Genomic DNA, 13,591 nt, shown 5'->3' with positions numbered 1-13,591 from the left:
CCGCCGCGCCGCACGTCCGCCTGTCGCCGCGCCGCCATCACAGCACCTTCGAGAGGAACGCGCGCGTGCGCGGATGCGCGGGCGCGCCGAGCACCTGCGCGGGCGGCCCCGCTTCGATGATCCGGCCGTGCTCCATGAACAGGATCGTGTCCGCGACCTCGCGCGCGAAGCCGATTTCGTGCGTGACGACGACGAGCGTCGTTCCCGAGCGCGCGAGCTCCTTGATCACGTCGAGCACCTCGTTGACGAGCTCCGGATCGAGCGCGGACGTCGGCTCGTCGAACAGCAGCACCTTCGGCTTCAGCGCAAGCGCGCGCGCGATCGCGACGCGCTGCTGCTGGCCGCCCGACAACTGGCGCGGATACGCGTCGGCCTTCGCGGCGAGACCGACGCGCGCGAGCAGCTCGCGCGCGATGCGCTCGGCCTCGGCGCGCGTCGCGCGGCCCGACGCGACGGGCGCCTCGACGACGTTCTCGAGCACGGTGAGGTGCGGGAACAGGTTGAAGTTCTGGAACACCATGCCGACGTCGACGCGGCGGCGCAGCACGTCCTTTTCCTTCAACTCGTACAGCGTGTCGCCGTCGCGGCGATAGCCGACCAGCTCGCCGTCGATGTCGATGAAGCCGCCGTCGACGCGCTCGAGATGGTTGATCGTGCGCAGCAGCGTCGATTTGCCGGAGCCGGACTGGCCGAGGATCACGGTGACGCTGCCTGCCGGCGCGACGAACGACACGTCGTCGAGCACCTTGTGCGGGCCGAAGCTCTTCGATACGCGACGCACGGCGACCTCGCCGCCGCGGCGCGTGCCCGCCGGCGCGGCGGCCGCCCTGTCGCCGCGCGCGAATCGCGCGCCGGAAGCCGACGCCTCGCCGGCCGGACGCGCGCCTTTTTCCACGGCGCGCGCCGCATCGTCCGAGCGGGCCGCCGACACCACCGCCCGCCCGCGCCGCGGCAATGCATCGACCAGCTTGCCGACGAGCGCCGCGACGGGCAACCGCCCCGGATGGCGCACCGCGCCGCGCGCGTAGCGCCGCTCGACCTGCGCCTGAACGATCGACAGCACGGTCAGGATGATCAAATACCAGACCGTCGCGACCATCAGCAGCGGAATCACCTCGAGATTGCGCCGGTAGATCACCTGCACCGTGTAGAAGAGCTCGGGCATCGCGAGCACATACACCATCGACGTGCCCTTCGCGAGCGAGATCAGATCGTTGAACGCGACGGGCAGAAACGCGCGCATCGCCTGCGGCAGCACGATGCGCGTCGCCTGACGCACGCGCGGCAGGCCAAGCGCGGCGGCCGCCTCGAGCTGCCCCTGATCGACCGACAGGATGCCGCCGCGAATCCCCTCGGCCGCGAACGCCGCGTGATTGAGCGTCAGGCCGAGCACGGCCGCGCAGAACGGGCTGATCAGGTCGGCCGTCGCGACGTCGGCGAACGTGATCCCCGTGAACGGCACGCCTAGCCACACGTGGTCGTACAGATAGCCGAGATTGTTCAGGATCAGCAGCAGCACGACGAGCGGAATCGAGCGGAACATCCAGATGAACGCCCATGCGCACGCGGCGAGCAGCGGCGAGCGGGACACGCGCGCGAGCGCGAGCGGCACGCCGAGCGCGAAGCCGAACAGCGCGCCGAGCGCGGTCAGCAACAGCGTGCGCGCGAGCCCCGACAGCACCGGCCCGGACAGGAACCATTCGGCGAAAACCGGCCAGCCCCATTGCGGATTGCCGAGCACCGAGTTCAGCACGAGCGCGATCAGCACGGCGGCGAGCACGGTGCCCGCCGTGCGCGCGCGATAGCGGGCCGGCACGATCCTGAAACGCGGCGCGTCGGCGCGCGCGGCGGGAATGCCCGGCGCCGGCAACGCGCCGCCGACAGCGTGAGTGACGTCGCTCATGAGCGTGGCTCCTTGCTGATTCGATGTCGTGCCGCGCGCACCTTCGATGCGCCGATGCCGATTGCAACGGCGAGCGCGGCCGCAGCGCTCGCGCGCGACGCGGCATGCGCGCGGCGCCGCGCCGCCGCCGGCCGCGCCGTCATGCGATTTCGGCCGCCGCGCGGCGGCTTTCCTTGCGCGGCAGGCCGAGGTGGTCGCGCAGCGTGGCGCCGGCGAGCGTGCGCCGGTAGCGGCCGCGCGCCTCGAGCGCCGGGATCACGAGCTCGACGAAATCGTCGAGCCCCTGCGCCTGCACCGCGAAGCCGAGGATGAAGCCGTCGCCCGCGCCCGCGTCGATCCAGCGGATCAGCGCGTCGGCGACGTCTTGCGCCGCGCCGATGAACTGCGGGCGCGGCGTCGCGACGGCGAGCGCGGTCTCGCGCAGCGTGAGCCCCTTCGCGCGCGCGTCGGCCTTGATGTGGTCGGTCGTCGAGCGGAAGCTGTTGCGGCCGACGTCGCCGAGCTCCGGGAACGGCGCGTCGAGCGGGTATTGCGTGAAGTCGTGGTGGTCGAAGTAGCGGCCGAGATACGCGAGCGCGTCGTCGATCGTCAGCAGATCCTGGATCGCGCGGTACTTGTCCTCCGCTTCGGCCGCGGTGCGCCCGACGATCGGCCCGATGCCGGGGAAGATCTTCACGTCGTCCGCCCGGCGGCCGTGCGCGAGCGCGCTGTCCTTCACGCGCCGCGTGAACGCGCGCGTCTCGTCGAGCGACGGCGAATGCGTGAACACCGCATCCGCGTACTTGCCCGCGAGCGCGATCCCCGCGTCCGACGAGCCCGCCTGGAAAATCACCGGCTGCCCCTGCGGCGAGCGCTGGATGTTGAGCGGCCCGGCGACCTCGAAGAACCGGCCCGAATGATCGAGCGCATGCAGCTTGTCGCGCGCGAAAAAGCGGCCGCTCGCGCGGTCGCGCACGAACGCGTCATCGTCCCAGCTATCCCACAGCCCCTGCGCGACGCTCAGGTATTCGTCGGCGATCTCGTAGCGCAGGTCGTGCTCCGGGTGCTTCGTGCCGTAGTTCTTCGCGGTGCCCTCGAGCGGCGTCGTCACGACGTTCCAGCCCGCGCGGCCGCCGCTCAGCAGATCGAGCGACGCGAACTGCCGCGCAACCGTGAACGGCTCGCTGTACGACGTCGACACGGTGCCCGCGAGGCCGATCTTCGACGTCGCGGTCGCGAGCGCGGACAACAGCGAGATCGGCTCGAAGCGGTTCAGGAAGTGCGGGATCGACTTCTCGTTGATGTAGAGGCCGTCGGCGACGAACGCGAACGCGATGCCGTTCGCCTCCGCCTTGCGCGCGACGCGCACCAGGAAGTCGAGGTTGACGCTCGCGTCGGGCGGATTGCTTGGGTGCCGCCACGCGTTCATGTGGCTGCCCGCGCCTTGCAGCATGATGCCGAATGGGATCGTGGACTGGGTCATGGCGAAGATCGGTGTCGTTGGGATCGGGTGAAGGCGCGCGGCCCGCGCGCGCCGCGCGCTCAGGTCCGCACGGGCAGCTCGCGCGCGAGCAGCTCGACGGACGCGAGCCGCGCCGGATAGTGCGTGACGGGCGAATCGACGACGAACTCGGCGACGCCGTAGCGGCGCGACAGCGCATCGAGCTCGCGGTGCACGTCGTCCGGCGCGCCGGCGATCACGTGCGGACGCAGCTCGTCGACCCGGTAATCGGTCGCGCCGCTCTGGCGCGCGAACTCGGCCGCCGCCTGCGCGCTGCCGAGATTGAAGCTCTGGCCGCCCGCGAGCTTCAGCTTGAAGATCCGCAGCGCGCCGATCAGCCGCTCGGCGTCGCCCTTCGTCGGCGCGGCGACCGCGTACAGCGCGAGGAGCGGCGCGCGTCCGGTCGCGCTGCGGTAGGCGCCGAGCGAGCGCTCGACGTTCGCCTCGTCGCCGTTGAAGTGCCCGGCATAGCAGAACTGCCAGCCGAGCCGCGCGGCGAGCGCGGCGCTCTCGGGCGAGCCGCCGAGCAGCACGCGCTCGGGCGCCTCGGGCGGCACCGGCAGCGCGAGCGCGCCGGCGAGCGGATGCTCCTCGGCGACGCCCCAGTTCAGGAACGCGTCGAGCTCGGCGAGCTGGTCGGCGAACGCGGGCTTGCGCGGCTTGCCGTGCAGCGACTGCAGCGCGCGCGTCGTGAGCGGCAGGCCGCCCGGCGCCTTGCCGACGCCGAGATCGACGCGCCCCGGCGCGAGCGACGCGAGCAGCTTGAACGTCTCGGCGACCTTGAACGGGCTGTAGTGCTGAAGCATCACGCCGCCCGAGCCGACGCGGATCGTCGACGTATGCGCGAGCACGTGCGACACGACGATCTCGGGCGCGGAACTCGCGAGCCCCGGCGCGCCGTGATGCTCGGCGATCCAGAAGCGGCGATAGCCGAGCGCCTCGGCGCGCCGCGCGAGCGCGACCGTGAAGCGCAGCGCGTCGGCCGCCGTCGCGCCTTCGGCGATCGGGCTCTTGTCCAGCAGCGATAACGAATAAGACATGGCGGGTACGTATTCAGGCTACGGGAAATCGGGGAAACCGCGCGCGTCCGGCGTCGCGCGTCACGTCTTCGGCAAGCCCGGCGGGTTGGTTCGCGATGCGTCGATCGCTTCGGAGCCGAGGCTCCAGCGATCGAGCACGCGCCGGTACGCGCCGTTCCGGATGAAATCGTTGATCGCGAGCGTGAACGGCGCGGCGAGGCCGCTGCCCCTGCGCGTCGTGACCGCGAGGTCCGCCGTGCGCGGCCAGCCGCCGCTCACGGTGCCGACGAGCTTCGTCCGGCGCTGCTGCGCGGCCTGATACGCGAGCACCGAGTTCACGCTGAAGATCGCGTCCGCGCGGCCCGATTGCAGCGCGACGTTCTTCACCGCGTGATCGTCGTAATACTGGACCGTGACGGGCTTGAGCCCGTGCGCGACGTTCTCGCGGTCCCATTCGAGCAGGATCTTCTCCTGGTTCGTGCCGGCGTCGGTGATCACGCGCAGGCCCGCGACGTCCCTCGGCTCCTTGATCGACGCGATCTTGCTGTCGGACTTCACGTAGAAGCCGACCTGATCCTTGCGATACGTCGAGAAATCGAACTTCGCCTTGCGCTCCTCGGTCACGGTCACGTTCGACAGCACCGCGTCGACGCGCCCCGATTCGAGCGCGAGCGGCCAGTCGGCCCACGCGAGCGCGACGATCTTCAGCTTGCGGCCGAGGCTGTCGGCGAGCAGTTGCGCGAGATCGGCGTCGAAGCCGACGACGGTGTGCGCGTCGGTCGCATACGCGCTGATCGGCGGCTGGCTCGGCGCGATGCCGACCGTCAGCGTATCGGGCTCGGCGAACCTGAAGCCCGCGGGCAGCGCGCGGATCACCGCCTCGTCGCGCGCGCCGCGCACGCGTCCGGGCTGCTCGGGGCTCAGATCGAACGTGGCGGCGAACGCCGCCGCGCCGATGCCGGCCAGCACGGCCGCGACGACGGCGCGCGCGATCGGTCCGGCGAACGACTTCATGTAGGGTGATTTCATCGACGATTCCTGTTCTCGTTCGTGGCGAATGCGTGGTCGCGTTCGAGGCGACAGACGGGCCGCGGCGCGTCACTCGACCGGCGCGGCCGGCACGGGCGCGCGCAGGTCGTCGAGCGTGCCGACGCGGCCCGGCTCGATCAGATCCTTGCCGAACGGCAAATGCACGTAGATCTCCGGGTCGACGTCGCGATCGAACAGCGCCGCGTAGCCCGTGTCGAGATACAGCGCCCATGCTTCCGGCTGCCGGAAGCCCGTCGTCAGATAGACGCGCCGATAGCCCTGGCGCGCCGCGCGCAGCTCGAGTTCGCGGACCACGCGCCGCGCGAGCCCTTGCCGCCGCAGATCGGCGCGCGTCCAGATCCGCTTGAGCTCCGCCGTGTGCGCGTCGTATCGCTTGAAGGCTCCGCCGCCGATCGTCTCGCCGCCGCGGATCAGCAGGATGTACGCACCCTCCGGCGGCGCGAACAGCTCGGCCGGATAGCGCGCGAGCTCCGCTTGCGCCGAAGCACGGCTGTCGGGCCGATACGCGTGATAGCGCGTCGCGTATTCGTCGATCAGCGCGTCGATCAGGGGTTTCGCGCGCGCGTCGTGCGGCGCGGTATCGATAATGCTGTCGGTCATGGCGATGTCGTCGATGGCGAACGGTTGCGCACGGCCGGCGCGGCCGATACGACGGCCCGCCGCGGCGGCGCGCCCGTTCGATCTGCGGAATCCGGGCAGCGGCGCGGCATCGCTATCCGACGCGCACCCGCATGATCCGATGCGCGCCTTTCGCGATGTCATCGCGCTACCGCTGTTCATCACATTAGCGTTTCGACTCGCAAAGCCTAACCAAGCAATTTCGATATCGATATCGGCGGCGGCGTAGCAAGGATTTCGATGGAACGGGCGGCGCGCTGCGCGATCCGGCGATGCGATCGGCTCGACGTAACAGCAGTGCCGGCCGCCGACCGCACCGCGCGTCAGCGATCCGGCGTGAACGACGGCGCGGATGCTTCGCCGCGCACGGACGAACGTGGTCCGCTCGCGGCGTCGGAAAAAATCAGCGCGCTCGCGCCCGCCTCCCGATCCATCCGGATTTCTCGAACGCCACACGGCGTGCGAAGCGGCGCGAGCATCACCGATGCGCCGCGTCGGCATGCACTGCGGAGCCCGCCGCGACATCGACGGCGGAGGCCCGGCCCGGCAGCGCGGATTGCCCTCTATCCGGCCCCAGGAAGAACGTATCGGCATTCCACCAGTCGATGCCGAGTTCCTTCGCTTTGTCGACAGAGCAGACCAGCAGCCGGATGCGGATCGTCAGAAGCTCGACGTCGACCAGATTGATCCGGATATCTCCGGTAATGACGACGCCCTTGTCGAGCACGCGTTCGAGCAGATCCGCCACGGTCGTGCTGGAAACGCTGTGCGGCGGCGAAGCGGTGCGTGTCGGGCTCATTGGACAGCTCTCAAAAAAGACGGCCGAGCGGGCCGAGATCGAGATTGAGATCGGCATCGGTGAAGCCAAACTGCGCGGCGAGCCGCTCGATCTCCTCGGCCTGCCGCATCAGCGCGAGCCCCAACCGCTCGATTTCGTCATCGTTCAGGCTGCCGGCCTCGATTCGCCGCAACGCCTGCCGTTCGAGCAGTTCATGCAACAGCTTCATCAGCGCCAGGACGAGCTTCGCGAGGCCGTTGCCCGCGGAAGCAGTCGCGACATCGAAACGTTGCGTCGCGCGCGGCGGCGGCGCCTGTTGCTGAGCCAGCGCTTGTTCCAGCGCGGCGGCTAGTGCGGCGGCGTCCGATACCGCCGCCGCGTGCGGCGCATTCATCGGGAGGCCTCTTCGCGCGGCATCGCGCGGCCGACCAACGCGGTTTCCACCGACGTCAGAAGGAGGCGCAGATGCAAGTAGAGCAGATCGACGTCGGCTACCGACACGACCACCTGCGCGGAAATCACCGCGCCCTTGTTGAGAATCCGGTCCAGCGACTCGCACAGGGACAACCGCTGCGCGAGTTCGGCCGAAACGGGTTCGCCGTCCGCGCTGCGCACGGCATGTGATGGCGACGAGCAAGGCGACGTCACGACGTTTCCAGACTGTCCAGACGATCGAGCAACGCCCGCTCGCGCGTCTCGAATTCGGTCTCGTCGATCTGGCCGGATTCGAGTTCGCGATAGAGCTCGACGAGCGCCGCCTTGATCATCTCGATATCGGCGATCGTCTCTTCCTCGGCGGCCTGCGCGATCTCTTCGAAGATCCAGAACATGCCCTTGATCGGCGCGGCAAGCAGGTTATCGAGAATGAACATGGCACCCTTCACAGACTCATGTTGAGATTGACGAAATGGTGAGGCGGACATGGTCCGCTGTATTTCAGCACCAGCGAATCGTCGAGTTCGCGCGACGCAGCGGCCACGCCCGACTCGAATCTGCCGAGTTCGGCGTGCCGCACGAGGCAGGTCAAGTGCAGGATTTCCGTTTCGTGCCGTGGCGGGTCTCTCCGGATCTCCTTGCAGCACGCGTCGAGCGCCTCGTCCACCAATGCCGCATGGCGCGCCCGCTCTTCGTTCAGCACGCGCTCGAAGCGACTGCCCAACTCGATCTTGTCGTCGCGCGTGACCGCGCTTCCAAGCGCCAGCATGGCGTCGCGCGCGGCCTTGAGATCAGGGCGGACGTCGATCAGATGGCGAAAGAGATCCGTCACATCCCAGTTCAGGCGCACGCTCATTTCCACATGGTCCACGAGCCGCGCGAGCTCGCCGGCGAGCGCGTTGCGGTGTTTCCTGAGCATCCTGCGCAGCGCGACTTCGCTCGTGGCGATCGTGCCGAACGCCACCGGCAATACGGTGCCGGCGGCCGCGAGGCTCTGGATGACCGTGTGATGGGCGAGCAAATGGCGTCGCTCGGGACGGACCTTCGCGAGCCCCGTATCGCTGACGATCGCCGCGACGTCACCGTCGGTCAGCGCACGGACAGCCGCTCCGCCGATCCCGGCTGGAAGGCTTGCCGGCACGTCTCGCGCATGCTGGACAGCGTACAGATAGCGGGCGCCGTTACGGCTGTTCATGCTGTACCTCGCGCGGCGTCGGCTTGCGCATGTTCGGCTGCGCGTTGGGAGGCACGATCACGGAGGCCTCCTGAAGACGGACGGATTCGACGCAGCCTTCGACGATGTCCACCGTCAGCAGCGAATGGCAGACCCAGCAACGCAGCGCGCCACGGTATCGAGCGTAAGAATCGTCGTCGACTTCGATCTGGTGTCCACAGGAAATGCAGTTGATGTGCATGATGTGCCTCTCAATATCGGATCCGGAACGATCCGCGAATGTCGCCCGCCTGAGGCGCTTCGTTGTCGATCGCCGCATACAGCCTGGCCTTTTCCCGCTCCAGATCGGCGACCCGACTGTCGACGGCGGCGATGCGGCGCTGCGCGGCTCGCCGCTCGATGGTCCGCCGGCTCTTCTCCATTTCGATGCATGAAATCCGCATGTACATGCTGTGCACCGGCAGCGGAGTCGCGCCGGGCGCATGCCGGAAACGGATGTCGTGCAACCCTTTTTTCGGAATCGGCATGATTCATCTCCGCGCTTTCGTGCGCCGGCCTGCTTGACTGCGTGTCCGCGCGTCTTGCTCCAGGTCCACCCCGAGAATGTCCCTGCAGGCCCATACGTAGCCGGCATTGTCGGGCGTCGCCTCCCCGCCGCAATAGGAGAGAGCACGCGCGAGCGCGATGGCCGCCCGAATGCTGGGGTGGTGCCCGTTGTCGTCGGCGTCACGCAGCCGGCGGGTGAGATCGACGATGCGCTCCGCATCCGCGCGCGCGATTCCGGAGCGGGCCCGGACGATCTCGACCTCCGTCTCGCGGTCGTAGTGCCCCACCTGGATCGTGATCAGCCGGCCCATCAACGCGTTCTGCGTCTTGTGCACGCCCACGTACTCTTCCGGATTCGACGTGAAGATCGCGCGAAAGCCGGGGTGCACCGTCAGATAACCGGCGCCCGTCATGCGATTGGGCAAGTTCAGGATGCCTTCCGACAACACCGGCAAGAGCGCGTTGTTCGCTTCCGGCCGGGATCGGTTGAATTCGTCGTAAATCAGCGTGAGGCCATGCTGGCAGGCCGTCGTCAGGCGATTGTCGATCCAGGTCGTGGTCATTTCCTCCTCGGTCTTGACCACCGAATGGATGAAGTTGTCGACCACCCGGGAGCGGCGGTATCCTGCGCCGCGGCCGACGAGGTCGGCGCTGCCGAGTTCGTCGTCGCCATGCATCAGCACGACTTGCCGACCGAGCTGAGCGGCGATGTGGAACGCGAGCGTGGTCTTGCCGGTGCCCGACGGCCCCGCAAGATGCACCCCATAGCCAGCGCCGAGATAGGTCAACGCGCGTTCGGTGAGGTTGCGAACGGCGGGCGTCTGCACGAACTCAGCACTCGCTTCCAATCGCACCCTGTCCCGGGCGCCGCCATCGCCATTCACGCCGCGCGCCGCTGCAACCAGTTCCGGCGGTGGGGCGAGATCGGTCATGATTCTCTCCAGTTATCGGAAAGCATCGGCAGGCGCAGCGGCGGCCGAACGCATCGATCGGTGGGGGCCGCCGCGCCCGGTTGCAAACGGTACTAGCCTCGCCAGGCGCGGCGGGCTCCCCTCAGATCGGCAACGAACGATTGTCGAAGATCATGCACGCGCCCGACCAGGTCCGTCACGAAAGCAGTTCGCGCGTCGAGCGCTTGGCTGAACATGTCGGCATTGGCCAGATGCAGTTGCCGCAGCAGTTGGGCGACTTCCATTCGCAGGTCCTCGCGCGAATCCGTCAGCTTCTGCAGCAGTCTCTGCCTCTCCCAGTGACCCGCCGTGACTTCCTGATGCAGGCGGGTCATGTCTTGCGTCATGCTGTTCATGGCTGTTCCTTTCGAGGCCGACCGCTTTGCCGCAGCCGGAAACCAAGTTGCCCGCCATGCGGCGGCAACGTCGGTCACGCGGTTGGCGCTGCGGCAGTCGCGGTCAGGCCGATTGCTTCGGCATACTTAAGATAGGTTTCGACCGATGCGATGACGACGCGCGCTTCAATCGAAAGCAGCTCGATGCCGACGAGCGATACCTTTGCCCACACGTCGATGACGATTCCCTTGTCGAGAATGCGATCGACAACTTCGGCCAGGCTCGAAGAGTCAGTCGATTTCTGCACTTTGGCCATGATGGCCTCCTTGCAATGCGTTGATGGGAAAAGACCTTTGCGCTGCAGAAGCAGGCTACGGCCTCGAAGCAACCCCCGTGCCGGGGCGCGGTGCTTCGCGCAAGAAATTCGTCGGGAACGTGTTCGTCGATCGTGCGGCGCCGATAGTCGACGACCTCGATTGCCACGCGAACAAAATCGATGCGAAACCCGCCGTTCGGAACATTGTTCCGGCATTGCGATTTTCCATTTTTGTGTTTCGATCAATATTGAAATCGATTGAAGCGCCGTTTGCGCAAACGCGCATATCCGGCGTATGGGAAGCGGCGTCGCTGTATGGAAAGCATTCCATGGAACGCTTTCCATACAGCCGCCAATGTGCGAATCGTGCACCACAAAAAATGCCGCCGCAGATGCCAGTATATTTCCTATGATGACAATTGCAGCATAGTTCGGACACCATACATAAAGCGGAAAAATAGAAAGGGGAGCGGCCATGCCCGACAGCAGCCGCGCATTGATCTACATTCCGATTCTCCATACCGGCATCGACATGGGGCAGATTGCGCCGCTCCTCACCGACGCCGCGCAGACCAAATCCGGCGCGACCTCGTCGCAGCGCCGCGCGATCGACATCGAGCACATGTGGGACGGCATCGAAGAAGCCATTCCTCGGCTCGAGCTCGACCTGAAAACCCTGCGCATCTATCAGGACGGCTTGCCGGTGTGCGGCCGCGAGCTCGAGATCGTCGACGACCTCGCGAAGGCGGGCAGTCGCAACCATCGCTTGTTGCAGTCGCTGAGTCGCCAAGGCGCGACGCTCGTCGGCACCGAAGCGCCGGAGCTGCTGGTGGAGGAATACGAACTCGCGTGGCGGTTGCTCAACGCGGCCTCCGCCGACGGACAACGAATCGATGCCAATTACCGGATCGCATCCGATCTGCTGGAACGACGCGATCGATTCATCGCGCGCCGCATCGACGAGACGCTGCCGGCGGGCGGCACCGGCATGCTGTTTATCGGCGCGCTGCACCGAGTCGCGCCTCTGCTGCCGCCCGATCTCGCAGTGAGCTATCCGCTCGGCAGTCCGACTATCTGACACGACGAACGTCATGAACACGGTTTCAAGCGCGCTGCCGGCGCGCGTTCTGATCGTCAACGAACCGATTTTCGGCTCGCGGCTGACGCAGTTGCTGCGCAGCGCCGGCCTCGATGCCGTGTCCGCTCAAACTGGCTACGCGGCGCTCCGAACCCTGGAGCAACAGCGCTCCGATGCGGTGGTGCTCGACGACCGCCTGCAGGACATGAGCGGACTGGACCTGCTGCAGGCGATCCGGCGACGGACACCGCAAATGCCTGCAGTGATGCTGACCGATCAGCCGGACGTGCAGGGCGCGATCGGCGCAATGCGCGAGGGCGTCCAGGACTGCGTGTCGAAGTCGGTCGACGACGACGTCCTGATGAGCGCGATCAGAACGGCGCTGACAAGCGGCAGCGGCCGGAACAGCGAGCCGTCGGTCGCCGCCAGCCTGTGCGAAAGCATGGGGCCGAGCGAAGCCATCGCCCGTCTGGTCGCACGGATCGGACTCGTGGCAAAGAGCACGTTTTCGGTCCTGATCCTGGGCGAAAGCGGCGCCGGCAAGGAACTGGTTGCACGCGCGATCCATCGCGGCAGCGGGCGGCGCGCGGCGCCGTTCGTCGCGATCGACTGCGGCGCGATTCCGGAGCAGCTACTCGAATCGGAACTCTACGGCTACGAAAAGGGAGCGTTCACCGGCGCGGCCATCGCCAAGCCCGGCAAGTTCTCGGCGGCGAATCGCGGCACGCTGTTTCTCGACGAGATCGCCAACCTGCCGCTCGCTTCGCAGGCTAAGCTGCTTCGCGTGATCCAGGAGCGCACGCTGTATCGCGTGGGCGGCAACGTACCGCTGCCGCTCGACGTGCGCATCGTCGCCGCCGCCAACGAAGACGTCGAGCAAAAGGCGCTCGAAGGCGGCTTCCGCAGCGACCTCTTCTTCAGACTGTCCGAATTCGTGATTCACGTCCCGCCGCTACGCGAACGGCGGGACGACATCGTCTATCTCGCACAGCACTTCGCCGCGCAAACCTGCGCCGAACTCGACAAGCCCGCCGTCACGTTCGCCGACGCGACTTGCGAGGTCTTGTTGAATCACTCATGGCCTGGCAACGTCCGGCAGTTGCGCAACACGATCCGGCAAGCCGTCCTCGTCGCCGGCAACGTCGTGCAGCCGGCTCACCTGAATATCGCGTCGTCCGGCAAGCGCGCGGCGCCGCCGCCCGAATTCGGCTGGGAAGGACTGTCTCTGAAGGAGGTGGTACGACGCAATATCGCCGACATCGAGCGGCGGGTCATCGAACAGGTGTTGCAGGCGACGCATGGCAACAAGGCCCAAGCGGCACGAGTCTTGCAAGTCGACTACAAGACCATCCATTCGAAGGTCAAAGAATACCGCATCGAATTCCGAGGAGTCGACGATGAAGACCAAGCGTGACGGAGCGAAAGAATCGGACGGTGGCTTCGAAGGCATCATGTCGGGCATCGTGAACCTGGTGGAAAAGCTCAACGAACTGGCCCAGACCGGCAACGAACTTCAGTTGCTGAAGGAGCGCGCGACCGATACGGGTATCCGAGGTGTCTACGGCATCAACATCAAGGTCGGCCTGGGGCAAGACAAGGACCGCGTCTCGGTCGAGCCGTTCGGCAACATCCGCAAGGACAAGTCCGGCCACGCAGTGGTGCAGGAAGTCATCGAGCCGATCGTGGACGTGTTCGAGGAAAGCGACCATACGCTCGTGGTGGCCGAAATGCCGGGCGTGAGCATGGAAGACATCAGACTCGACGTCCAGGACGACATGCTCACGATCGTCGCCGAGCACCGCCCCAAAAAATACATCAAGGAAGTACTGCTGCCGCGCCCGTATACGCGCGACCAGATGCAGTTCGGGTGCAACAACGGAATTCTCGAAATCAGGTGCACGGACTGAG

General features: G+C 67.0%; 19 protein-coding genes. 4 read left to right on the top strand and 15 right to left on the bottom strand.

Features of this window, described 5'->3' with window-relative positions:
- Nucleotides 1-37: 37 nt before the first annotated feature.
- The 15 genes from AQ610_RS38000 to gvpA all read right to left on the bottom strand — a co-directional run bounded on the left by AQ610_RS38000 (nucleotide 38) and on the right by gvpA (nucleotide 10,605).
- Nucleotides 38-1,903 carry an amino acid ABC transporter permease/ATP-binding protein gene (locus tag AQ610_RS38000; RefSeq protein ID WP_006028668.1) on the bottom strand — a complete coding sequence of 622 codons (1,866 nt, stop codon included), beginning with the start codon at nucleotides 1,901-1,903 and terminating at the stop codon, nucleotides 38-40.
- A gap of 139 nt (nucleotides 1,904-2,042) precedes the next feature.
- On the bottom strand, nucleotides 2,043-3,365 hold the full coding sequence (locus AQ610_RS22380; RefSeq protein WP_006028667.1) for an LLM class flavin-dependent oxidoreductase: 1,323 nt from the start codon (nucleotides 3,363-3,365) through the stop codon (nucleotides 2,043-2,045).
- A gap of 59 nt (nucleotides 3,366-3,424) precedes the next feature.
- Complete coding sequence (locus AQ610_RS22375) at nucleotides 3,425-4,423, bottom strand: LLM class flavin-dependent oxidoreductase (RefSeq protein WP_006028666.1); 999 nt, start codon at nucleotides 4,421-4,423, stop codon at nucleotides 3,425-3,427.
- A 60-nt stretch (nucleotides 4,424-4,483) separates the two neighbouring features.
- Nucleotides 4,484-5,431, bottom strand: a complete 948-nt coding sequence (locus AQ610_RS22370; protein WP_043283085.1) for an ABC transporter substrate-binding protein — start codon at nucleotides 5,429-5,431, stop codon at nucleotides 4,484-4,486.
- 69 nt (nucleotides 5,432-5,500) lie between these two features.
- Nucleotides 5,501-6,052, bottom strand: a complete 552-nt coding sequence (locus AQ610_RS22365) for a GNAT family N-acetyltransferase (RefSeq protein WP_006028664.1) — start codon at nucleotides 6,050-6,052, stop codon at nucleotides 5,501-5,503.
- Between the two features lie 496 nt (nucleotides 6,053-6,548).
- Nucleotides 6,549-6,869, bottom strand: coding sequence for a gas vesicle protein (locus tag AQ610_RS22360; RefSeq protein WP_045554694.1), 321 nt, complete (start codon nucleotides 6,867-6,869; stop codon nucleotides 6,549-6,551).
- Nucleotides 6,870-6,879: 10 nt separating this feature from the next.
- The gene (locus AQ610_RS22355; RefSeq protein WP_006028661.1) at nucleotides 6,880-7,242 is read right to left on the bottom strand and encodes a gas vesicle protein K; all 363 of its coding nucleotides are present in this window, start codon (nucleotides 7,240-7,242) and stop codon (nucleotides 6,880-6,882) included.
- Nucleotides 7,239-7,496 carry a gas vesicle protein gene (locus AQ610_RS22350; RefSeq protein WP_009915623.1) on the bottom strand — a complete coding sequence of 86 codons (258 nt, stop codon included), beginning with the start codon at nucleotides 7,494-7,496 and terminating at the stop codon, nucleotides 7,239-7,241. Before AQ610_RS22350 ends, AQ610_RS22355 begins: the two co-directional genes overlap by 4 nt.
- Nucleotides 7,493-7,720, bottom strand: coding sequence for a gas vesicle protein GvpG (locus AQ610_RS22345; RefSeq protein WP_006028659.1), 228 nt, complete (start codon nucleotides 7,718-7,720; stop codon nucleotides 7,493-7,495). Before AQ610_RS22345 ends, AQ610_RS22350 begins: the two co-directional genes overlap by 4 nt.
- Nucleotides 7,721-7,728: 8 nt before the next feature.
- Nucleotides 7,729-8,478, bottom strand: a complete 750-nt coding sequence (locus tag AQ610_RS22340) for a GvpL/GvpF family gas vesicle protein (protein WP_006028658.1) — start codon at nucleotides 8,476-8,478, stop codon at nucleotides 7,729-7,731.
- Complete coding sequence (locus AQ610_RS22335; RefSeq protein WP_009915625.1) at nucleotides 8,465-8,698, bottom strand: hypothetical protein; 234 nt, start codon at nucleotides 8,696-8,698, stop codon at nucleotides 8,465-8,467. The genes AQ610_RS22340 and AQ610_RS22335 overlap by 14 nt, the downstream gene beginning before the upstream one ends.
- 10 nt (nucleotides 8,699-8,708) lie before the next feature.
- On the bottom strand, nucleotides 8,709-8,879 hold the full coding sequence (locus tag AQ610_RS37570) for a hypothetical protein (RefSeq protein ID WP_006028657.1): 171 nt from the start codon (nucleotides 8,877-8,879) through the stop codon (nucleotides 8,709-8,711).
- A 108-nt stretch (nucleotides 8,880-8,987) separates the two neighbouring features.
- Nucleotides 8,988-9,935, bottom strand: a complete 948-nt coding sequence (gvpN, locus tag AQ610_RS22325; RefSeq protein WP_231749053.1) for a gas vesicle protein GvpN — start codon at nucleotides 9,933-9,935, stop codon at nucleotides 8,988-8,990.
- A gap of 92 nt (nucleotides 9,936-10,027) precedes the next feature.
- Nucleotides 10,028-10,309 carry a hypothetical protein gene (locus AQ610_RS22320; RefSeq protein ID WP_006028655.1) on the bottom strand — a complete coding sequence of 94 codons (282 nt, stop codon included), beginning with the start codon at nucleotides 10,307-10,309 and terminating at the stop codon, nucleotides 10,028-10,030.
- Nucleotides 10,310-10,383: 74 nt separating this feature from the next.
- Nucleotides 10,384-10,605: a gas vesicle structural protein GvpA gene (gene gvpA, locus AQ610_RS22315; protein ID WP_009915627.1), complete on the bottom strand. Its 222-nt coding sequence runs from the start codon at nucleotides 10,603-10,605 to the stop codon at nucleotides 10,384-10,386.
- 23 nt (nucleotides 10,606-10,628) lie between these two features.
- Between gvpA and AQ610_RS36335 the strand changes: the two genes are divergently transcribed.
- From AQ610_RS36335 to AQ610_RS22300, 4 genes are all read left to right on the top strand, one after another.
- A complete protein-coding gene (locus AQ610_RS36335) occupies nucleotides 10,629-11,018 on the top strand; it encodes a hypothetical protein (protein WP_144411851.1) in 390 nt (129 codons plus the stop codon).
- Nucleotides 11,019-11,080: 62 nt separating this feature from the next.
- Entirely contained in the window at nucleotides 11,081-11,683 is a 603-nt protein-coding gene (locus AQ610_RS22310; RefSeq protein ID WP_006028652.1) for a hypothetical protein, read from the top strand.
- Nucleotides 11,684-11,696: 13 nt separating this feature from the next.
- Nucleotides 11,697-13,097, top strand: coding sequence for a sigma-54-dependent transcriptional regulator (locus tag AQ610_RS22305; protein WP_006028651.1), 1,401 nt, complete (start codon nucleotides 11,697-11,699; stop codon nucleotides 13,095-13,097).
- Nucleotides 13,081-13,590, top strand: a complete 510-nt coding sequence (locus AQ610_RS22300) for an Hsp20/alpha crystallin family protein (protein ID WP_009915629.1) — start codon at nucleotides 13,081-13,083, stop codon at nucleotides 13,588-13,590. Before AQ610_RS22305 ends, AQ610_RS22300 begins: the two co-directional genes overlap by 17 nt.
- The last annotated feature ends 1 nt before the right edge of the window (nucleotide 13,591 follow it).

Origin of the sequence: Burkholderia humptydooensis (assembly GCF_001513745.1) — a bacterium.
Lineage (GTDB): Bacteria > Pseudomonadota > Gammaproteobacteria > Burkholderiales > Burkholderiaceae > Burkholderia > Burkholderia humptydooensis.
Note: the sequence above shows the minus strand (reverse complement) of the source record. Positions and strands in the feature narration are given on the sequence as shown.